19 protein-coding genes are annotated in these 20,831 nt (G+C 65.6%); 1 reads left to right on the forward strand and 18 read right to left on the reverse strand.

What is annotated here, in order from left to right; genetic code table 11:
- Positions 1-16: 16 nt before the first annotated feature.
- The gene (locus JI75_RS08205) at positions 17-1,903 is read right to left on the reverse strand and encodes a cell wall-binding repeat-containing protein (protein ID WP_082019836.1); all 1,887 of its coding nucleotides are present in this window, start codon (positions 1,901-1,903) and stop codon (positions 17-19) included.
- Positions 1,904-1,969: 66 nt separating this feature from the next.
- On the reverse strand, positions 1,970-3,211 hold the full coding sequence (gene rpsA, locus JI75_RS08210) for a 30S ribosomal protein S1 (RefSeq protein ID WP_039690106.1): 1,242 nt from the start codon (positions 3,209-3,211) through the stop codon (positions 1,970-1,972).
- Positions 3,212-3,550: 339 nt separating this feature from the next.
- Between rpsA and JI75_RS08215 the strand changes: the two genes are divergently transcribed.
- On the forward strand, positions 3,551-4,105 hold the full coding sequence (locus JI75_RS08215; protein ID WP_039690107.1) for a GNAT family N-acetyltransferase: 555 nt from the start codon (positions 3,551-3,553) through the stop codon (positions 4,103-4,105).
- Positions 4,106-4,150: 45 nt separating this feature from the next.
- On the opposite strand, the gene dxs is transcribed toward JI75_RS08215, so the two are convergent.
- The 16 genes from dxs to JI75_RS08295 all read right to left on the reverse strand — a co-directional run bounded on the left by dxs (position 4,151) and on the right by JI75_RS08295 (position 20,784).
- Positions 4,151-6,025, reverse strand: a complete 1,875-nt coding sequence (gene dxs, locus JI75_RS08220) for a 1-deoxy-D-xylulose-5-phosphate synthase (RefSeq protein WP_039690108.1) — start codon at positions 6,023-6,025, stop codon at positions 4,151-4,153.
- A 14-nt stretch (positions 6,026-6,039) separates the two neighbouring features.
- Positions 6,040-6,372: an exodeoxyribonuclease VII small subunit gene (locus JI75_RS08225; protein ID WP_082019837.1), complete on the reverse strand. Its 333-nt coding sequence runs from the start codon at positions 6,370-6,372 to the stop codon at positions 6,040-6,042.
- Between the two features lie 3 nt (positions 6,373-6,375).
- Complete coding sequence (nusB, locus tag JI75_RS08230) at positions 6,376-6,951, reverse strand: transcription antitermination factor NusB (protein WP_039690109.1); 576 nt, start codon at positions 6,949-6,951, stop codon at positions 6,376-6,378.
- A 21-nt stretch (positions 6,952-6,972) separates the two neighbouring features.
- A complete protein-coding gene (locus JI75_RS08235) occupies positions 6,973-7,320 on the reverse strand; it encodes an Asp23/Gls24 family envelope stress response protein (RefSeq protein WP_039690110.1) in 348 nt (115 codons plus the stop codon).
- Complete coding sequence (gene accC, locus JI75_RS08240) at positions 7,317-8,669, reverse strand: acetyl-CoA carboxylase biotin carboxylase subunit (protein ID WP_039690111.1); 1,353 nt, start codon at positions 8,667-8,669, stop codon at positions 7,317-7,319. Before accC ends, JI75_RS08235 begins: the two co-directional genes overlap by 4 nt.
- On the reverse strand, positions 8,669-10,555 hold the full coding sequence (gene accB, locus JI75_RS08245) for an acetyl-CoA carboxylase biotin carboxyl carrier protein (protein WP_039690112.1): 1,887 nt from the start codon (positions 10,553-10,555) through the stop codon (positions 8,669-8,671). Before accB ends, accC begins: the two co-directional genes overlap by 1 nt.
- A 225-nt stretch (positions 10,556-10,780) precedes the next feature.
- Entirely contained in the window at positions 10,781-11,341 is a 561-nt protein-coding gene (efp, locus tag JI75_RS08250; RefSeq protein ID WP_039690113.1) for an elongation factor P, read from the reverse strand.
- Between the two features lie 104 nt (positions 11,342-11,445).
- Positions 11,446-13,170 (reverse strand): type II 3-dehydroquinate dehydratase, encoded by a 1,725-nt coding sequence (aroQ, locus tag JI75_RS09340; protein WP_158407639.1) that lies wholly within the window; start codon positions 13,168-13,170, stop codon positions 11,446-11,448.
- A 7-nt stretch (positions 13,171-13,177) separates the two neighbouring features.
- Positions 13,178-14,281 carry a 3-dehydroquinate synthase gene (aroB, locus tag JI75_RS08260; protein WP_039690114.1) on the reverse strand — a complete coding sequence of 368 codons (1,104 nt, stop codon included), beginning with the start codon at positions 14,279-14,281 and terminating at the stop codon, positions 13,178-13,180.
- Positions 14,260-14,877, reverse strand: a complete 618-nt coding sequence (locus JI75_RS09345) for a shikimate kinase (RefSeq protein WP_240993170.1) — start codon at positions 14,875-14,877, stop codon at positions 14,260-14,262. Before JI75_RS09345 ends, aroB begins: the two co-directional genes overlap by 22 nt.
- A complete protein-coding gene (gene aroC, locus JI75_RS08270; protein ID WP_039690115.1) occupies positions 14,874-16,046 on the reverse strand; it encodes a chorismate synthase in 1,173 nt (390 codons plus the stop codon). The genes JI75_RS09345 and aroC overlap by 4 nt, the downstream gene beginning before the upstream one ends.
- A 60-nt stretch (positions 16,047-16,106) precedes the next feature.
- Positions 16,107-17,069: a shikimate dehydrogenase family protein gene (locus JI75_RS08275; protein ID WP_039690116.1), complete on the reverse strand. Its 963-nt coding sequence runs from the start codon at positions 17,067-17,069 to the stop codon at positions 16,107-16,109.
- A 3-nt stretch (positions 17,070-17,072) separates the two neighbouring features.
- Positions 17,073-17,603 carry a YqeG family HAD IIIA-type phosphatase gene (locus JI75_RS08280; protein ID WP_039690117.1) on the reverse strand — a complete coding sequence of 177 codons (531 nt, stop codon included), beginning with the start codon at positions 17,601-17,603 and terminating at the stop codon, positions 17,073-17,075.
- Between the two features lie 13 nt (positions 17,604-17,616).
- Positions 17,617-18,747 (reverse strand): endolytic transglycosylase MltG, encoded by a 1,131-nt coding sequence (gene mltG, locus JI75_RS08285; RefSeq protein ID WP_039690118.1) that lies wholly within the window; start codon positions 18,745-18,747, stop codon positions 17,617-17,619.
- Between the two features lie 9 nt (positions 18,748-18,756).
- Positions 18,757-19,185 (reverse strand): Holliday junction resolvase RuvX, encoded by a 429-nt coding sequence (gene ruvX, locus JI75_RS08290; RefSeq protein WP_039690119.1) that lies wholly within the window; start codon positions 19,183-19,185, stop codon positions 18,757-18,759.
- Positions 19,186-19,263: 78 nt separating this feature from the next.
- Positions 19,264-20,784 carry an IMP dehydrogenase gene (locus tag JI75_RS08295; protein ID WP_039690120.1) on the reverse strand — a complete coding sequence of 507 codons (1,521 nt, stop codon included), beginning with the start codon at positions 20,782-20,784 and terminating at the stop codon, positions 19,264-19,266.
- Positions 20,785-20,831 lie beyond the last annotated feature (47 nt).

Raw genomic sequence — 20,831 nt, forward strand, 5'->3', positions numbered from 1 at the left:
CGCAACGGCGCCCGCCCTACGCCACGATCCCTTCGGCGATCTTGTGCGCGACGATCTGCTTGCGAGCCTGGTACTGGGACATATCGCCTGCATTGTTGATGTAGGCGACCTCGAGCAGCACCGAGGGGATCCGTCCCCCGCCCGTAACCGCCAGCTCTGCCTCGCGTTGCCCCCGATCCGCCAAGCCGACGCCTTCGACCAGCCGGGGGTGGATCATATCCTGCCAAGCCGCCGAGAAACGGGAGGCGTTGTAGGAGTGGATGTAGCTTTCCGTTCCGCTGGGTCCGCTTGCCCCCGACGAGTTGAAATGGATGGAAACCAGCGCGTCGCACCCGTTCGCAAGCGCCTCGGGCATGCGGAAGCGGTAGCTTCCCCCGTCCACGTTCAGAAACGTGGCGACCCCGTATTCCTCGCGCAGTATCCGATCGACCATCCCGGCGAGCTCTTTGTTCAGGTCGGCTTCCTCGTACCCGTTGGCCACAGCACCGGGATCGTACACGCCCAAAGTCACGCCATCGGGTCCATGACCTGCATCGATGTATACTTTGAACCCGTAATTGGCCGCCCAGGGATATCCCAGCGCATCAGCGACCCCCATGCGGGTCTGCATGGGAACCGCAGCCTCGCCCCCGAAGAAGCGCACGCGGTCGATATCCGCCCCATGGGCTCCGGCAGCCGCGATCGTCGGAGTGTCGTAATCGTGGACCAGGAGCAGCGGGGCGGCGGTCCTTCCCTGGAACACCGATCCGGCCAGCGCGTCGTAGGGAAGGCTTCCCGAAGCGAACGCGACGTTGTTCCACGTGAAACCGGAGCTCGTCTCGTAGTCGGCTATGGCGATGCTCGTGCCGTACTGGTCGTCGCCCGCCAGACGGACCGCCTTGGCGCTGCCGCCCGCTCGCGCGCTCACGCCCGCAACGTAGCTCTCGGTGTCCTGCGACACCACAGCCGTCCCGCCCAGCACGATCGCTCGGCGGCCGAACCCTTCCCGCGCAGCGGCTTCCAAAGCGGATCTCTGCTGGGAATTCAACTCTTTATCGGCATTGACCAGGAAGATCGGGGAACGCGTGGCAAACGCGAGGGGCGAGGCCGAAAGCGCGTCGCCGAACCAGCCCGCCGTCGCGTACAAAACGGAGTCCCCGCTCCAAAAACCGTTCTTCTTCCCGTACTCGTATATCGCAAGCTGGGTGCCGAAGCAGTCGGCACCGCCCAGGCGCGCTTCGAGTGCGATGCCCTCCTGCGCAAGATCGGCCTCGACGCCGGCCGAAACCGCTGCGGTCCCGCCCATGATGAGGACGCTTCGCACCCCCAGCTCGCGCATCGCCACGCGCGCGGCGTCGCTGAGCCCGTCTTTGCCGGTGAACAGGATCGGACCCTTGGATGCCGCGAGGCCGGCGGACGCCAGCGCATCGATCCACGCGTCTCCCGGCCCAACCAGAATGGCCGATTCCACCCCATCGGGATACGCCGCCTCGGCTTCGGCAGCGGCGGTCTCGAACATATCCGCGCCCGAATAGTCGAACGAGCGGACGTTCGAGGGAACCTTGTCGTTCGTTTTGACGGGGAACGTGACCGAACGGGCCGAGCGAAGGGCAAGCCCCTCTTCCTGGATAACCGCCGCATCGTCGCTGTTGGGAAGGGACAGGGCGCCTGAGGCGACGGCGGCCTCGATCTCCTCTTCCGTCGGCTCCGACTGGTCTTGGGCGAGTTCGGGGATGACCGCGTCGGAAGCGTCATCCGCATATGCTGCGCGAGGGGGCACCGCCGCGAACGCCAGGGCCAGCGCAAGCAGCGCCCCTACCACCGATCGGACAACCGCATCTGTCCGGAATTCCAACATGGTTCCCTCCGCTCGTCCGATGAACGCGGCTCGAACACCGCCCCGATCATCGTTCAGTCTACTCATGAAGAAAGGGGCCCTCAAGGGCCCCTTTCCCGTTATTCGTTCGCGAATCCGCGCCTGCTTGCGAGCTTACTCGGCAGCAGGAGCCTCTTCGGCAGCAGCCTCGGCGACCTCGGCCTCGGCACCCTCGGCCTTCTCGGCGCGATCGGTGCGCTTGCGAGCGGGGCGCTCTTCGGGCTGGATGGTCTCGTCGACCTCGATCTCGATGCCCAGCTCGGCGGCAGCGGCCTTCATGGACAGGGAGATGCGGCGACGCTCGGGGTTGATCTCCATGACCTTGACCTTGACCTCGTCGCCGACCTTGACGACCTGAGCGGGCGTCTCGATGTGGCGGGGAGCCATCTCGGAGATGTGCACCAGGCCCTCGGTGTTCTCGCCCAGCGCAACGAAGGCGCCGAAGGGAACGACCTTGGTAACCTTGCCGTCGACGACAGCGCCGACCGGGTAGGACTCGACCAGCTTCACCCACGGATCGGGCGTAGTCTGCTTCAGGCCGAGCGAGATGCGCTCGCGCTGCAGGTCGACGTCGAGAACCTCGACCTCGACCTCCTGGCCGACCTTGACGACCTCGGAGGGATGGTTGACGTGGTTCCAGGAAAGCTCGGAGATGTGCACCAGGCCGTCGATGCCACCGAGGTCCACGAATGCGCCGAAGTCGACGATCGAGGAGACGGCGCCCTTGAGGCGCATGCCCTTGGACAGCTTGGTGAGGATCTCGGCGCGCTCGTTCTTGCGGCCCTCTTCGAGGAGGACGCGGCGGGACAGAACGACGTTGTTGCGGTTGCGGTCCATCTCGATGATGCGGGCCTCGAGCTCGGTGCCCATGTACATGTCGAGATCCTTGACGCGACGCAGGTCGACGAGGGAGGCGGGCAGGAAGCCGCGCAGGCCGATGTCGAGGATGAGGCCGCCCTTGACGACTTCGATGACCTCGCCGGTGACGGGCTCGCCGGCCTTGAAGTTCTCTTCGACGGAGATCCAGGCACGCTCGTACTCGGCGCGCTTCTTGGAGAGGATCAGACGGCCGTCCTTGTCTTCCTTCTGAAGGACCAGGGCCTCGATCTTATCGCCGACGGTAACGAGATCGGCGGGATCGGCGTCCTTGCGGATGGACAGCTCGCGGGAGGGAATGACGCCCTCGCTCTTGAATCCGATGTCGACGAGCACTTCGTCGCGCTCGATCTTGACGATGGTGCCATCGACCAGATCGCCCTCGTCGAACTCGGTGAGCGTGCCATCGATCAGCGCATTCATCTGCTCATCGGAGATGTCGCCAAAGTCGATGACGGACGGGTTCTTGATGTCGGTCAAAACGGACCCCTTTCAACTTTCTTTCCGGGGACCCGTCAACATGAATGGTTGCTACCTATACCATGTTCGCTTACGCATAAGCTGGCCTGAACGGCCTTTCGCAACAAACATGTCTCGGGGGCCAATACGTACTGCCTGCGAAACCCTCGCAAGCCCGGTTAGTATAGCACGGTTGCGGCAGGCCGGCGCATGGATTCGTCCGGCGGGGGCTTTTTTCCGCAGATTGAGCGGCCGCTCTTCACAACAGCGCGCCCTATCCGCACGAGCATTCTCTGTGGATGCGCGCGACGCTCCGACGCGCGGGGTATAGAATCGGCTGGAATCGAGAAAGGAATCCCCATGGCCACAGAATTCAAACCCGTGCGCACCGAAGCGCAGCAGGAAACCCTCGCGAAACTGGCCGAGGAGATCTGGCTTGAATACTGGCCCGCGCTCATCGGGGAAGACCAGGCCCGCTACATGATCGACCGATTCCAGTCGCTCGACGCCATCCGCCGCGACATGGCGGCGCCGCACCACGCCTACGAGTACTGGCTCGTCGTGGACCCCGACCTCGATCCCGCCCCCACCGACGAGCGCCCCTGGGGGTCCGTCGTCGGATACACCGGCGGGTATTCCGAACCCGAAACCAACCGCTTCTTCATCTCGAAGATCTACCTGTTGGACTCGGCGCGCGGCCGCGGACACGCCCGCAAAACCATCGAACACTACGACGAATTGTCCCGCCAGCGCGGGCACGAGGCGATGTACCTCACCGTGAACAAGGGCAACGTGCTGGGAATCCGCGCTTACGAAGGCACCGGGTTCAAAACCATCGAAGCCGTGGTCAACGACATCGGACGCGGATTCGTCATGGACGACTACGTTATGGAAAGGCCCGTTGAAACCCGCTAGATTGCGCTTCTGTCAGCCGGACCCGCCGGATTCCTTACCGCACCCCTAAAGGCGCTCGAGCACGCGCTCGGCAACCGATGCGGCATCCAGCCCGATGCTGCGGAACAGATCGGCCGGCGATCCGTGCGGGACGAACCGGTCCTCGATGCCCAAGAGCAGCGTGGGCGTGGTCGATCCCTGCTGGGACAGCACATGGAGCACCTCTTCGCCCACACCTCCGGCGATAGCCCCGTCCTCCAGCGTGACCACCAGCTTGGTTTCGGCTGCGTGCGCCACAGCATCGATATCGATGGGCTTGGCCCAACGCATATCGACCACGCGCGCCTGGACGCCGCGATCGGCCAGGATATCGGCCGATTCCAACGCCGTCTGCACCATATCGCCCCAGGCGAGCAGCGCGACATCATCCCCCTCGCGGCGGATACCCCCCTTGCCGAACGGCAGGATGCGCGGCTCGTCGGGCACGTCGACCCCCTGCGCGTTACCGCGCGGGTAGCGCACCGCCACCGGCCCGCCCAGGTGCAGGGCGGTATGCAAGGCATCCGCCAACTCGGCCTCGTCGGACGGGGCGATGATGCGCATGTTGGGCACCATGCGGGTATACACCAGATCGAACACGCCGTGATGCGTGGCGCCGTCGGCCCCCACGAGGCCCGCCCTGTCGATCGCGAACACAACATCGGTTTCGATCAGCGCATTGTCGATGATCAGCTGGTCGATGGCGCGCTGCAGAAACGTCGAGTAGATGGCGACCACCGGCTTCAACCCGCCGCGCGAAAGCCCCGCCGCCATACCGACGGCGTTTTCCTCGGCGATACCCACATCGATCGACCTTTCGGGGAACTCCCTGAAGAAGGGCTCGACCCCCGTACCGCCGCGCATCGCCGCCGTGATGGCGACCACGCGCTTGTCCCGACACCCCTCTTCGAGCAGGGCCTTTCCGAACACGCTGGTATACGAGGGGGCGGTTGCGGGCTTCTTGGCGTCGGCTCCCGTTGCGATGTCGAAGGCCGCGATGCCGTGGAAGCGCACCGGATCGGCCTCGGCGGGAGCGTAGCCGGCCCCCTTGCGGGTAACCACGTGCATCAGAACCGGCCCGTCGGCCTCCAGGGCGGTTGCCAGGATGTCGCGCAGCTCCGAGATGTTGTGCCCGTCAACGGGGGGCGTGCACAAGATGCCCAGCTGCTCGTACATCATCGTCTCCTGGGGCAAGACGAACTGCTTCAGCGAGTCTTTCATGTTACGGCCGAACCCGACGAGCGAGCTGGCCAGCTTGCCCGCGCTTTCGAACCGGTACTGGACCGAATCGCGCACATCGCGGTACGCCTCGCTGGAACGAAGCGCTCCCAGGTGCTTGACCAGGGCGCCCACGTTCTTCGAGATGGACATCTCGTTGTCGTTCAGGATGATGACCATGGGAAGCTGCATCTGGCCTATGGTGTTCAGCGCCTCGAACGCCATGCCGCCGGCCAGCCCGGCATCCCCGATGAGGGCGACGATCTTCTCGTCGGTGCCCTTGATTTCGCGCGCTTTGGCCAACCCCAGCGCAATGGAAAGGGAATCGGAGGCGTGCCCCGACGCATGGACGTCATGCTCGCTTTCGGCCGGGCGCGTGAATCCCGACACGCCGCCGAACGTGCGCAGCGTGTCGAACCGATCGAGGCGGCCGGTGATCAGCTTGTGGGCGTAGGCCTGATGACCCACGTCGAACACGAACCGGTCGGTCGGGCTGTTGATAAGGGAATGAACGGCCAAGATGATCTCGACGGCACCGAGCGAGGACGCCACGTGCCCTCCCGTTTTGGACGCCGAGGCGACGATCTCGCGACGGATCTCGTCCGCAAGTATCTCGAGTTCGGAATCGTCCAGAACCTTGAGATCGGCCGGTGAGCCGATGCAATCGAGAATACGGTCTTTCATGATCGACCTCTTATCTACTGGGAATCGGCGACCTGCCCGACCTCGGCAGGTTGTGCGCCATCCCGTCGCTCGTCTTCGCTTCGGCCGTCGGAACCATCCGAACCGACGGGAAGCTCGTCCTCCCGGCCTTCCCGCTCGCGGGCCAACTCGCTTGAAACGGCGGCCTTCTCCTCGGTCGTATCCAAGTCGGATTCCAGAAGATCGCTCGCGCGAAGCCCCAAGGCGACGGCCTCCTCGTACAGCGCAAGCGCGTCGTCCAGAGAAAGCCCGTCGTCGGAAACCGCCTCGACGATCTCGTTCAGGCGGTCCCTCACCTCGTTGAACGTATTCGGATCCTGCGATGCCATAGGCTACTCGGCGATCGCGGTCTCAGGGGTGCCGTCCAACGGGGACGCGTCGGAGCAGGCGGAATCCCCGGCGGGATCGTCCGCCGACTCCGCCGAAGACCCGGAGGCTTCAACATCGCCGTCAGTGCGGCCCGCATCGGCAACCGCTTCGGCTCCCTTTTCGAGCCTGCGCGCGATACGGCCCAGGATCCCGTTCACGAAGCGCGACGAGTCGTCTTCTCCGCCGTAGCGCTTCGCGAGCTCGACCGCCTCGTTGATGGTCACCGACACCGGAACGTCCTCGACGAACACCATCTCGTACGTGGCGAGGCGCAGAATCCCGCGGTCGACCACGGGCATGCGTCCGAGCGCCCAGTTTTCCGAGGTGGTGGACAGGTACCCGTCGATCTCGTCGCGATGGGCGGCAACGCCGCGCACCAGCGCCTCGGCATATACGGGCAGGTCGAGGTCGTCGGCGGGGTACGCTCCCTCGTCGACGATCTTGGCGACGTCCGACTCGGTGATGTCGCTTGAATACAGCAGCGCAAGCGCGGATTCACGCGCCAGCGTGCGCTCGTGCATTTTGCCTTTTGCAGCCATTAAGAAGGTATCCCCCACGCTCTACTTGTCGAACTGAATGCCGTCGACGAACACGTCGACGCTGCCCACCGAAGCCCCCACCTGGGTGGAAACCGCATCGACGATAGCCGAGCGCACTTCGGCGGCCACATCGGGAAGCGCGTACCCGTACCGCGCGACGATGCGCACCGAGATGCGCAGCTTCTCGTCGTCTTCGACATCGATGGCGATGCCCTGCGTATTGGGCTTGGCACTGAACAGCGAGCGGATTCCGCTGGCCGTGGCCGTCCCGACGCTCGCAACGCCCTCGACGCTGGTCGCGGCGATCGAGACGATGGTCTCGACGACATTGGACGCAACGTCCATGCCCTCAACATGCAAGTCGCTCATAGCAAATCTCCCATCTGGGTTTCGATGAAGTCCGTCGCGGCCTCTCCGGCGCAGAACACCTCGTTTTCGAGGACGGCGCGATGGAAGGGAATGGTCGTCTTGATGCCCTCGATGACGAACTCGTCCAATGCGCGGCGCCCGCGAGCGAGCACCTCTTCGCGATCCTGGCCGAACACGATGAGCTTGGCGACCAGCGAATCGTAGTACGGAGAGATCTTCGAGCCGCTTTTGATGTAGCTTTCCACGCGCACGCCCGGACCCGAAGGGGGCTCGAAGCGCGTGATGGCACCCGGGCTGGGCCTGAACCCGCAATCGGGGTCCTCCGCGTTGATGCGGAACTCCATCGCATGGCCGAACGGCGAGAACGGAGCACGGGAAGCGCAGCTCATGGGCTCGCCGGCAGCGATGCGCAGCTGTTCTTTGATGATGTCGACGCCGGTGATCTGCTCGGACACCGGATGCTCTACCTGCACGCGCGTGTTCATCTCCATGAAGTAGAACTGGTTGTCGGAAGACAGGAGGAACTCGATGGTGCCCGCGTTGCGGTAGTCCACAGCGCGCACCGCCTTGGCCGCCGCGACGCTCATGGCATGGCGCAGATCGTCGCTGAGCGCAGGAGAGGGGGCTTCCTCGATGAGCTTTTGGTGGCGCCTCTGGACCGAGCAGTCGCGCTCGCACAGCGAGATGTTGTTGCCGAAATCGTCGGCGAGCACCTGGACCTCGACGTGGCGGGGGCGCAGCACCAGCTTCTCGAGGTACACGCCATCGTTTCCGAAGGCCGCCCCGGCCTCCGTGCGCGCCGCGCGGTACTGGGCCTCGAGATCGGCGGGGTCGTGAACCTCGCGCATGCCCTTCCCGCCTCCGCCCGCAGTGGCCTTGATGAGCACGGGATAGCCGACGGAATCGGCGAACCGGCGCGCCTCCTCGACGGTGTCGATGCAGCCGTCGGATCCGGGCACGGTGGGAACGCCGCACGCCTTCATGGTTTCGCGCGCCGAGCTCTTGTCGCCCATGCGCTCGATGCACTCGGCCGAGGGGCCGATGAACACCAGGTCGTTGTCGGCGCAGGCGCGGGCGAACTCGGCGTTCTCGGCCAAAAACCCGTAACCGGGATGGATGGCCTCGGCGCCGGTGGTGTTCGCGGCTGCGATGATGTTCGACATGACCAGGTAGCTTTTAGCTGCTTGGGCAGGGCCGATGCATACCGCCTCGTCGGCGTAGCGCACCGGATAGGTGTCGGCGTCTTCCGTTGAGTACACCGCGACCGTCTTCACGCCCAACTCGCGGGCGGCACGCATGACGCGCAGCGCCACCTCCCCACGGTTCGCAACGAGAATCTTCTTGAACATTATGCCGTCTCCGGAGCAGGAGCGGGCTTGCCGAGGGGCTCGACGTAGAACAGCACCGTGCCGAACTCGACCGGGGACCCGTCCTCGACGCAGATCTCGCGCACCGTGCCCACCTCGTCGGCGGCGATCTCGTTCATCAGCTTCATCGCCTCGACGATGCAAAGCGTCTGGCCGGCCGCAACCTCGTCGCCCACCTGGACGAAGGCCGGCTCGCCCGGGGCGGGCGCCGCATAGAAGGTGCCCACCATCGGGGCCTCGACCGGTTTCCATGAAGCGGGTCGGGCAGCCTCGTCGGAAACGGGGGCGGCGGCCGGAGCCGCGGCAGCAGGGACGGCGGGAGCGGCCGCGACAGGTGCGGCGGCGGCCGGAGCAGCCGCTACGGCGCCGGGCATGCGCACGGCGACGCGGACGCCTTCCTCTTCAACCAGGATCTCGCCCACGCCGCTTTCTTCAGCGATGCGAACCAGCTCTCGGATCTGATTGATATCCACGTAATCGCCCTCCTTGGTAGCGCTCGATTCCTCTGCCATGAGGAACTCGACCTTCTCTTGCGTGCGGTGCTTGCTCAGATACGTACGCGCCTCGTTCGGGAACAGGGCGTACATCAACACGTCCTCTTCGCTCTGAGCGAGATCGCCGATCTCCTCGGCAACCTCGTCGAACGTAGTGGTGACCAGCGATCCGGGCGCGACATTCGCATCGAGCACGTCGGAGTCGCCCACGACCTTCTTCAGGATCTCCTTATCGACGCGACCGGGAGCCTTGCCGTAGTAGCCGCACAGATAGTCCTTCATCTCGCGCGACACGACGCCCCAACGACGGCCCGTCAGCACGTTGAACACGGCCTGCGTGCCCACGATCTGCGACAGGGGCGTGACCAGCGGGGGGTAGCCCACTTCGGCGCGCACCTTGGGGATCTCGGCCATAACCTCGGGCAGGCGGTCCTCGGCGTTCTGGACGGCCAGCTGGGCCATGAGGTTGGACATCATGCCGCCGGGAACCTGATGCGAGTACACCTGCATATGGGTGAGCGAGGACACGCCGCGGTTGAAGTGGCCGCGCTTGCGCACTTCCTCCCAGTAATTCGAGATCTCGAACAAAAGCTCGAGGTCGAGCCCGGTATCGTACGCGCTTTCCTGCAACGCGGCCGTCACCATCTCGACGGCGGGATGCGAGTTGCCGAACGCCAGCGGGGCGTGGGCCGTATCGGCGATGGCGGCGCCCGCCTCGGCGGCTTTCAGGATGTTCGCCGGGGCCATGCCGCCGACGTAGTGGCAGTGCACGTGAACAGGCAGGCCGATCTCGGCGTTGAACGCCTTCACGATGCGCTCGGTGCGATACGGGGTGAGCAGGCCGGCCATGTCCTTGATGGCGATGGTGTCGGCGCCCAGCTCCTTGAGCTGCTGGGCGTACTCGATGTAGCTATCCAGCGTGTGGACCGGCGAGACGGTGTAGGAGATGGCTCCCTCGAAATGCCCGCCGCATGCCTTGATGGCCTCGGCGTTGTCCACCACGTTGCGGATGTCGTTCAAGGCGTCGAACACGCGGAACACGTGGACGCCGTTTCGCTTCGCCGCTTCGATGAAGTGGTTGACGATGTCCTTCGAGTAATGCTTGTAACCAACCAGGTTCTGACCGCGGGAAAGCATGGCGAGCGGCGTGTTGGGCGCGTTCGCCTTGATGGAGCGCAGGCGCTCCCAGGGATTTTCGTCCAAGAACCGCAGGCAGGTGTCGAACGTCGCGCCGCCCCACGCCTCGATAGCCCAGTACCCCACCTTGTCCATCTTCGGCAGGATGGGAAGCATATCGCCGATATGCATGCGGGTAGCCCACAAGCTCTGCTGGCCATCGCGGATCGTAGTGTCCATGATGTGGAGCTTCGACATGCACGCCTCCTTATCAGTTCGCGAAACAGGGTAGTCTTCACAGTATAGAAGACCCCGCCGCGCAAATGGTTTCGGACAGGTATATTTCACCGAGACGGCAGACGGGCGGCAGATGCGCGGCAACGATCGCGCCGCAGGATGAAAAAGCCGCCCGCGACCTGCGAACGGCTCTCTCGTTTTCGTATGTTTCCCAACGTCGGGACCCGCACCTTGGCGGGAAGCCGGCTAGACGCGCTTGATGAAGCGGCCGTCGCGGGTGTCGACCTGCAAAACGTCGCCCACCTCGATGTACATGGGAACCTGGATGGTGGCGCCCGTCTGAAGCGTCGCGGGCTTGGTGCCGCCCTGGACGGTATCGCCCTTGAAGCCGGGGTCGGTCTCGGTGACCTCGAGCTCGACGAACATCTGGGGCTCGACGTTGATCAGCTCCTCGCCAGCGTAGTGGAGCGTGACCTCGTCGTTTTCTTTCAGCCACTTGGCAGCGTCGCCCACCGTGGCCTCGGGGATGGCCATCTGCTCGTAAGAGCTGGTGTCCATGAAGTTGAAGTCGGCGCCGTCGTTGTACAGGTACTGCATGGTGCGCTGCTCGAGACGGACCGAGTCGAACTTGGTTCCGGCGTTGAAGGTGTAGTCGACCACGCGGCCCGTCTTGATGTCGCGCAGCTTGGTGCGCACGAACGCACCGCCCTTTCCGGGCTTCACGTGCTGGAACTCGACGATGGTACACATCTTGCCGTTGTTGACGATGCACATCCCGTTCTTGAAATCTGCCGTGGAAATGGCCATGGGGAAAATCCTCTCCGTATCCCGCTTCGCGCGATCGCGGCGCCTCGACGGGCCCGAAAGGGACGAGCGAGGTCGCATAAGCGGCGCTTCTGTATTTTCAACCGTTAGATTATAACCATTTCATGAGGTGAAGTGCCGAATATCTTATAACCTTCATCGGTGAGCACCCCGCAGTCCTCCAAGCGCATGCCGAACTCCCCCGGAACGTAGATGCCGGGTTCGACCGTGACCACGCAACCGGCGGGCAGCGGGCGGTCGTTTCGGGGGGAGAGGGTGGGCTGCTCGTGGATGTCGATGCCCACGCCGTGGCCCAGACCGTGGCCCATAAGTCCGCCGAACCCACCGCTGGCCAGGACCTCTTCTGCCATCTCGTGAGCCTCCCGACCGGTCATGCCCGGCATGAGGGCCGCCTCGACCGTCTCGTTCGCACGGCGCAGGACCTCGTAGGCCTCGGCCAGGCGCGCCGAGGGTTCGCCGATGAACACCGTACGCGTCATGTCGGAGCAGTACCCGTACGCGCGGGCCCCGAAGTCCATGACCACGCACTGGCCGGCCTCCAGGCGCGTGTCGCCCGGAATGGCATGGGGGCTTGCGCCGTTTGCCCCGGTCGCCACGATCGAGCTGAACGCCAACCCGCGCGCGCCGTGGCGCATCATGTAGTCCTCGAGCTCGATCTGAACCTCCCGCTCGGTCATGCCCGGCTTCATGAAGCGAACGATGTGGGCGAACGCCGCATCGGTCACCGCCTGGGCCGCGCGCAGGCGCGCGATCTCGCCAGCGTCCTTCACCGCGCGCAGGCCGATCAAGGCCCCCGACGTCTCCTGCAAGGAAACGCCGCACGGCGCCCCTTCGGCCGCCGCGACCAACGCGCGCCACTCCTTCAGCAGCACGTCGTCTTCGAAACCAAGCGCCAGGGAACGGCCCCCGAGCCGATCGCAGGCCGCACCGATCACCGCACGGGCATGGGAGACGCGCTCGTCGCTTACGGCCACCAGCCATCCGGCGGCGTCGGCTGCCTGCCGGGCCGCGTGGGAATACCGCGAGTCGGTGTGAAGCAGCGCCCCGTCTTGCGTGATCAGAAGCGCATGGGCGCGCTCGTCGTCGAACACGTCTTCGAACGCCGTCGCCCACGCGATATCGGACGTGCCCAGGGCGCAGAACGCGTCGAGCCCCTGCTCCTGCAGGAAATCGCCGACCAGGCGCAGCCTGCGTGCAGCCGACTCTCCGGCGTCGGGCAGGTTGCGCACCTCCAGCGCCTGCCGCTCGAAGGGGTCCGCAGCCGCAACGTCGCGCGGCGCGAGAGCGCGACCGAGCGGCGCCTGCGCAGAAGGCGCATCCTCGCAGGTCGCGGGAGGGCAACCTGCGCCATCACCGCAACCCGCCTGCCGATCGGCGCGCTGCGACAGCAGATCGACGGCGTCGAGGTACCCGCGCACGCCGCGCCCCTTGATCTGGGCGACGCATACCGGGGCGATCACCGAGTGCGCGCGAAAGCCCTCGCGCTGCGCGATGTCGGAAAGATGCACCTCCACCGTCGCGATCCCCGACGCGGCCACCGCGTCGCGCAGCGCGATGGAATAGTGCGTGTGGGCGGCCGGGTTGTACACGATCCCGTCGAACGAACCGCGGGCCTCCTGTATGCACTCGATAAGCTCAGACTCGCTGTTCGACTGGAAGCACTCGACCTCGACGCCCTTCGACGCGGCGTGGTCGGCAACGGCGCGCTCCAGCTCGCCGAGCGTCTGGGACCCGTACACCTCGGGTTCGCGCTCGCCCAGCATATTCATGTTCGGCCCGTTCAAGACCAGTATCCTCATCCGATGGCCCATAAGCGGCCTACCTTTCCGCATACGCATGCAGAGCCGAGGACAGCTCGTCGTCGCCGACGGCGACGAGCTCCCAGAGCGCCACATCCGACAGAAGCACGAACCTCGCCTCGCCCTGCCGGGCCTTCTTATCGTGCGCCATGGCCTCGACCAGCGACTCGATCGGGGGCAGCTCGCCCATCCGGGGCAGGCCCAGCGCATCGAGCAGCTCGTTTTGAGCCGACGCGAAATCGCCCGATGCCATCCCGCGGCGCTCGGCCAAAAAAGCGGCGAACCTCATGCCCTCGGCGACGGCGCTACCGTGGGAAACCGTGCCGTAGCCCAGCGCGCTTTCCAGCGCATGGCCCAGCGTGTGCCCGTAATTCAGGCACGCGCGCACGCCGTTTGTCTCCATCACGTCGCGGGCCACCACGTCGGCTTTGAACACCACCGAGCGGGCCACCGCCTCGGCCGCCGCGTCGTAATCGCGGGCCGCCAGGTCGCCCGCGTGCTCCAGAAGCCAGAAGAAGAAATCGTCCGACCCGACCAGCGCCGACTTCGCGATCTCGGCCAAACCGCATGCCCACTCCCGGTCGTCGAGGCTTTCGAGCGACCCTTGGTCGGCGCACACGTAGGACGGCTGCCAGAAGCTGCCTACCAGGTTCTTTCCCGCCGAGAGGTTCACGGCGGTCTTGCCTCCCACCGACGAGTCGACCATGGCCAGAAGCGTGGTGGGAACCTGCACCAGCGCAACGCCGCGCATGTACGACGACGCGACGAACCCTGCCAGATCCCCCACGACGCCGCCGCCCAGCGCCACCACGACGCAGGTGCGGTCGAGATTCAGCGAGGCCATCGCGTCCCAGATCTCGTGGGCGACGTCGAGGGTCTTGCTCGCTTCGCCGGCCGGGACCACGACGTCGGCCACCTGGTAGCCGACAGCTTTCAGCGAGGCCTTCGCTTGGGAAAGGTAGAGCGGCGCCACGTTGTCGTCGCTGACGACGAGGACGCGGCGGCGCGGCGCGAGGGCGGGGACCGCCGCCATCGACGCACCCAGGCCCTCGATCAGCCCCGATCCCACCCGGACCGCGTACTCGACACCTCCGGGCAGCTCTACGAGGACTTTCGTAGCCACAGCACTCCCTTCCTCCTCAAAACGGACCGCAGCTCGTAGGCCACCGAGCCCGTGCTCCTGTCGGCGGTTCTCACGGTGTAATCCGCCACCTCTTCGTACAGAGGGCCGCGCTCCTCGCAGATCCGCTCGGCATTGTCCAGGTCGCCGAACAGCGGGCGCCGCTCGAAGTTCCTGATGCGCTTCGCCGCGTCGTGCGCGGTGATCTGAAGATGCACCACGAACCCGGAGCGCTTCAGGATCTCGCGGTTCTCGGGCGTGACGACGACCCCGCCGCCGCATGAGATGAACTGGGGTCCCGCCGCGGCAAGCTCGCGCAGCACCTCCGTTTCGACCTTCCGGAAGCCCGCCTCGCCCTCTTCGGCGAAGATCTCCGCGATCTTCCGCTCGCAGCGGCGCTCGATGTAGCGATCCATGTCCACCGAAGCCGAGCCCGCGATGCGGGCGAGGCGGCGCACGACCGAGGTCTTGCCGGCGCCCATGAAGCCCACGAAGAACACGGGCTTCCGCAGCACCCAGGTCCCCTCGTCGGGCTTCTTCTCGCAGGGGCGCTTCTTGCGGAAGTCATGCACGGGGCGCTCGCCCTTCGACCCCGTCATCTGGACATCGTCCTGATGCGCTGGCGGTACGATTTGATGGCGGAGCGGATGTCGCGCATGTCGTCGCGCCCGAACTTATCGAGGTACGCGTTGGCCAACACGAACGCCACCTGGGCCTCGGCGACCACCGCCGCAGCCGGCACCGCGCACACGTCGCTTCGCTCGCGCGAAGCCTCCGTCGGCTCCAGCGTATCCAGATCGATGGTTCCAAGCGCATGCCCCAGCGTGGGGATGGGCTTCATGGCGCAGGTCACGATAAGGGGAAGGCCCGTGGTCATGCCGCCCTCGAGGCCGCCCGCGCGGTTGCTGGACCGCGTGAACCCGCGGCCGCGGTCGAGCTCGATGGCGTCGTGCACCCGGGACCCGACGAGTTCCGCCGCACCGAACCCCAGCCCGAACTCGACGCCTTTGATGGCCGGGATGCCGAACAGAGCCGCGCCTATCTGGGAGGTCAGCCGGCTTTCTGGCTGGGAGTACCCGCCCAGACCCGGGACGAGGCCCAACGCCACCACGCGAAACGTGCCGCCCAGGCTCTCGCCCGCCGCGGCCGCATCGTCTATCGCGCGCTTCATGGCCCGGGTCGCCTCCGCGTCGGGGCAGCGCACCTCGGACATCTCGATATCGAGCGGCTTGTAGTCGGGCGCGCTGAGCAGCGGGTCGTCCTCGCCCAGGCGCGCGTCCCCGATGGAGCTGACGTACGAGAACACCTCCACCCCCACGTCGGCCAGGAACTCGCGCGCGATGGACGCGGCGGCGACCAGCGAGGCGGTGGATCGGGCGCTCGCGCGCTCCAGCACGTCGCGGCAGTCCTCCGTCCCTATTTTGACCGCCCCCACCAGATCGGCGTGACCCGGACGCGGCGTGACCTCGCGTTTCAGGGTGCGGGGGGCCGACTCGAACGCCGCCATCCGCTCCGACCAGTTCGCCCAGTCCCTGTTCTCGATCACCAGGGTGACGGGAGATCCCAGCGTTTTGCCGAACCGCACGCCCGAGGTGACGCGCGCGGCGTCGGCCTCGATAGACTGGCGCGCACCGCGCCCATAACCGCTCTGACGCCGCTTGAGGTCGGCGTTGATGTGCTTCTCGGATATCTTGAGTCCCGCGGGAACCCCCTCGACGATGGCAGTCAATTCGGGGCCGTGGCTCTCGCCTGCCGTCAGATAACGCATGGGCTTCCTCGTTTCACGATCCATTCCGACCGATTGTAACGCATGGTCGCCCGCACCAGGCTACGCAGAGGCGAGCGCGACAAACCCTGCAGCTTGCGCCATGGTGCCGAACAGATCGAGCTCCCCGAAATCCACCGCCCGGCCGGATGCCGCCGCGATGCCGCGCAAACCGCACTCCGCCTGGGCCACCAGCATCCCCTCGCCGTCAAACGCCCGGCAGCCCGCTTGGCGGGCCGCCCTGACAAGCGCGGTTTCGCCATGGCCGTACACGACGTCGAACACGGTCTGCCCCGGAGACAGCAGCGCCGTGTCAAACGGGGCCGGGTCCTGCGCATGCATGCCGAGCGAGGTCGCGTCGACGACGAGGTCGGCCGCCGCGAGGTCGTCTGCGGCAGAGGCGTAGTCGAACGCCCTCAGGCGCGCCGGCGCGTCGGCAAGATCCGCCCCATCGGCCTTTCCACCCGCAAGCGGGGCGGCCGCCTCGGAGGAATCGAGCCGTCCGAGCGCATCGAGGTAGCGGTCGCGGGCATCGGCCGTACGCCGTGCGTCCCGCCCTGCCAAAGATACGCGGGAAGCCCCCGCCGCGAGGACGGCATGCACGATCGCCAGCGCCGTCGGACCCGTTCCGCACACCGCGACGCGCACGCCGGAAAAGCTTATGCCGCGGCGTTCGAGGTAAGCCACGCAGCCCGCGCCATCGACGTTGTCGGCGACCAGCCCGTCATCCGTGCGCACCAGCAGGTTCGCACCGCCCGACAGCTGCGCCGCCAGCGTGCTGCGCGCCGCCGCCTGCAGGGCGAGGGGCTTGAAGGGCGTCGTCACGTTCAGGGCGAGGAAGCCCGCACCATGCATGAAGCGCAGCGCCTCGTCCGCATCCTCGATGTCCATCAGGCCGTATTCCCAGGGAAGGCCCAACTCCCGATACGCTGCGTTGTGCATGGCGGGAGACTTCGAATGGGAAACCGGATGTCCCACCACGTACAGGCGCTCGACGATACCGGCCTTGTCGAATCCAGATGCCATGCCCTACTCCTTCGCTTGAGAGGAAACCGACGTGGGCGCACCCTCGGGAATGCGGTCGCCCACCACCCTGCGCTCGATGTGGCGCAGCGCCGCCATATGGGGAAGGTCCTGCTCGACCAAAGGCGCTATCAGGTACGACTTCATGCCCACCAGCTTCGCTCCCACCACGTCGGTGCAGATCTGGTCTCCCACCATAACCGTCTCGCCCACCGAGGCGCCGCACATCCGCGTCGCGCGCATGTATCCGAAAGGCAGCGGCTTCATCGCTTTGGCCACGATCGGAAGCCCCAGCTCGTCGGCAAGATCGTACACATTCGCATGGCAGTTGTTGGAAAGCAGGCACACCGCGGCGCCCCGCTCGCGCACCCGGTCGAGCCACACGCGCACATCGAGCGGGACCTCGTGGTTGTCCCGCCGGCGGATGGTGTTGTCGATGTCCAGCAAAACGAAACGTAGACCGCGGCCCAGAAGGTCGCGGTCTACGTCGATGCGGGACACGCGGGAAAAATACCGATCGGGAGCGAACAGCCCCATGCGCTCCCCTCCTTTACGCGTACGTCGCCTCGTGCTGCTCGTACGTCTCGCTGAAGTAGTACTGCATGACGCCCGAATCGTCTTTGGCGAAGTAGAAGTACAGATACGAGGTCTCTTCGGGCGAACACACCGCCGCAAGCGACTCGATGCTGGGCGCGCAGATGGGCGTCGGCGTCAATCCGTCGATGGTGTAGGTGTTGTACGGATCGGGCGTGGCCACGTCGGCCGCGGTGGGGTCATGCCCCACGAAGTAGGCCACCGTGGCATCGGACTGCAGGCGCATGTTGCCGGCCAGGCGGTTGTAGAACACGCTCGCCACCGTCGCGCGATGATCGGCGTCGGACTCCTTCTCCACGATCGAGGCAAGCTTCAGCGCATCGTACACGCTTAGGCCCTTGGACTGGGGATACGAGAAATCCAAGCCCGCAGTCTCGGTTCCGAACTGATCGAGCATGGCCCGCACCAGCGAGTCGGCCGTCGACGAAGACGTGAACGCGTAGGTCTTGGGGAACAGGAAGCCCTCGAGCGACTTGCTGCCGGCGTCTTTGAGGAAGGGATAGTCGGAGGCGTAGGCGCTGGCATCGGAAGCGGCCTTCACGAAATCGGCCGCCGTCACCACCCCGCCCGTCGAATTCTCGATGATGTCGGCGGTGTTTTTCAGAGTCGACCCTTCGGGAATGGTGAACGTCGTCTCCTTAGGGCCGGCCACCAGCATGTTCACGATGTCGTCGACCGAGGTTCCCCCGGCTATCTCGTAGGTGCCCGGCTTGAGCGACGATCCGGCGTTCAGGGCGTTCACGCGATCGGTGAAGGCCGACACCGATCCGACGAGGCGCGCGTCGGAAAGCGACTGGCCGATGGCCTGGGCCCCTTCGCCCTCGGAAACCACGATCGTGGCCGTCTCGCCTTCGGGAAGCAGTTTCGAATCGGAGAATCCGCCGGTGACGAACGACGCAACAAGGTAGATGACCACCGCAAGAACCGCCACCACCGCGACGAGCGCCGCGACGGCGGGAACGGGGCTGCGCTTCGGCTGGATGGCAGTTGTGTCGTAGTTCCTGAACATGCGCTCGCCCTTGGCGTGAGCCGCCCGAGCCGCATGGCTGGGTCGCTGCGAGTACGTTGCGTTCTTACGGAAAGGCATGCTGCTCCTTTACTGTTGTTCGTTTCGCGTTGGGCGGGAGTCCAGCCAGGCCTGCAGGAACAGGCTGGCGGCCACCATGTCCACCTTGCCGCGCATCGCCTTCTCGCTGAGGCCCTCGGCCCGCAGCGATCGCTTCGCCTCCTGCGAGGATAGGCGCTCGTCGGCGAAAACGCAGGGAAGGCCGCACGAGGCGGACACCTCCTGGGCAAACGCCCGGATGCGCTTGGCCTGGGGCCCCTCTTCTCCCGACAGGCTTTTCGGCAGGCCGCAGAGAAGAAGCTCGGGCTCCCAGTCGTCCAGCACGCGCCTGAACGTGCGCGCGCACGACCGCACCTCGGCAGCGGGAAGGACGGCCACCGGAGACGCGACTTTTTCCGCAGGATCGCTGATCGCGATTCCCACGCGCACCTCCCCGATATCGAGCGCCATAACGCGCATGCGGATCCTTCCCAGTAAAGCGCAACCGCGCCCTGCGACGAAAACCGGCGCCGTGGCGCCGGTCCGTTCGGCTAAAACCTAGTTTGACGTCGAAGAATAACCCGACTTGTCCTTCAGCAGCACGTCGTGCGCGCCGCCCTCGACGATGGACGTCGAGCTGACCACCGTGAGCTTCGCCTTCTGCTGAAGCTCGGGGATGGTGATGGCCCCGCAATTGCACATGGTCGATTTGACCTTGGCGAGCGTGACGGCGACGTTGTCCTTCAGCGGGCCGGCGTAGGGGACGTAGCTGTCCACGCCCTCCTCGAAGGTCATGCCCTTCTTATCGCCGCCCAAATCGTAGCGCTGCCAGTTGCGGGCGCGGGCCGACCCTTCGCCCCAGTACTCCTTCATGTAGCTGCCGTTGACGTTCACGCGGTTCGTGGGGCTCTCGTCGAAGCGGGCGAAGTAGCGGCCCAGCATGACGAAGTCGGACCCCATGGCCAGCGCCAGCGTGATGTGGTGGTCGTACACGATGCCGCCATCGGAGCACAGCGGGATGTAGACGCCCGTCTCCTCGAAGTACTCGTCGCGCGCCTTGGCCACTTCGATGGTGGCCGTGGCCTGGCCGCGCCCGATGCCCTTCTGCTCGCGCGTGATGCAGATGGAGCCGCCGCCGATGCCGATCTTGATGAAGTCGGCGCCGGCTTCGGCGAGGAAGCGGAAGCCCTCGGCGTCCACCACGTTGCCCGCGCCCACCTTCACCGTGTCGCCGTAGTTCTCGCGGATCCAGGCCAGCGTGAACTTCTGCCAATCCGAGTAGCCCTCGGAGCTGTCAATGCACAAAACGTCGGCGCCCGCCTCGATCAGGGCGGGAACGCGCTCGGCGTAGTCGCGCGTGTTGATGCCGGCGCCCACCATGTAGCGCTTGTGCACGTCGAGCATCTCGTTGGGGTTGGACTTATGGGAAGCGTAGTCCTTGCGGAACACCAGGTACATGAGGTTGTCCTGATCGTCCACCAAAGGCAGCGAGTTCAGCTTGTGCTCCCAGATGATGTCGTTGGCCGCCTTCAGCGTGGTGTCCGCGGGAGCGACGATGAGCTTCTCGCGCGGCGTCATGAAGTCCGACACCTTCTCGTCGAGCGACATGCGGGACAGGCGGTAATCGCGCTCGGTGACGATGCCCACCAGCTTGCCGTGCGCCCCGCCGTCGGCGGTGACGGGCATGGTGGAATGGCCCAGCCGGTCGCGCAGGGCGACCACGTCGGCAAGCGTCATGTCGGGAGACAGGTTGGCGTCGCTGGTGACGAAGCCGGCCTTGTAGTCCTTCACGCGCGCGACCATAGCCGCCTGGTCCTCGACGGTCTGGGAGCCGTAGATGAACGACAGGCCGCCCTCGGTCGCCAGGGCGATGGCCATCTTGTCATCGGAAACGGCCTGCATGACCGCAGACACCATGGGGATGCCCAGCGAGATGGCGGGCTCCTCCTCGCCGCGACGGTACTTCGTCAACGGAGTTTTCAGGCTGACGTTTTCGGGAACGTGCTTCGATGAGGTGTACCCGGGAACCAACAGGTACTCGTTGAAGGTACGGGATGGTTCATCGAAATAAATGGCCATTGATTGCGCTCCTATCCACTCTCCATGACTGCCGCCGACATATTCGG

Origin of the sequence: Berryella intestinalis, from assembly GCF_000814825.1 — a bacterium.
In the GTDB taxonomy this organism is placed as follows: domain Bacteria; phylum Actinomycetota; class Coriobacteriia; order Coriobacteriales; family Eggerthellaceae; genus Berryella; species Berryella intestinalis.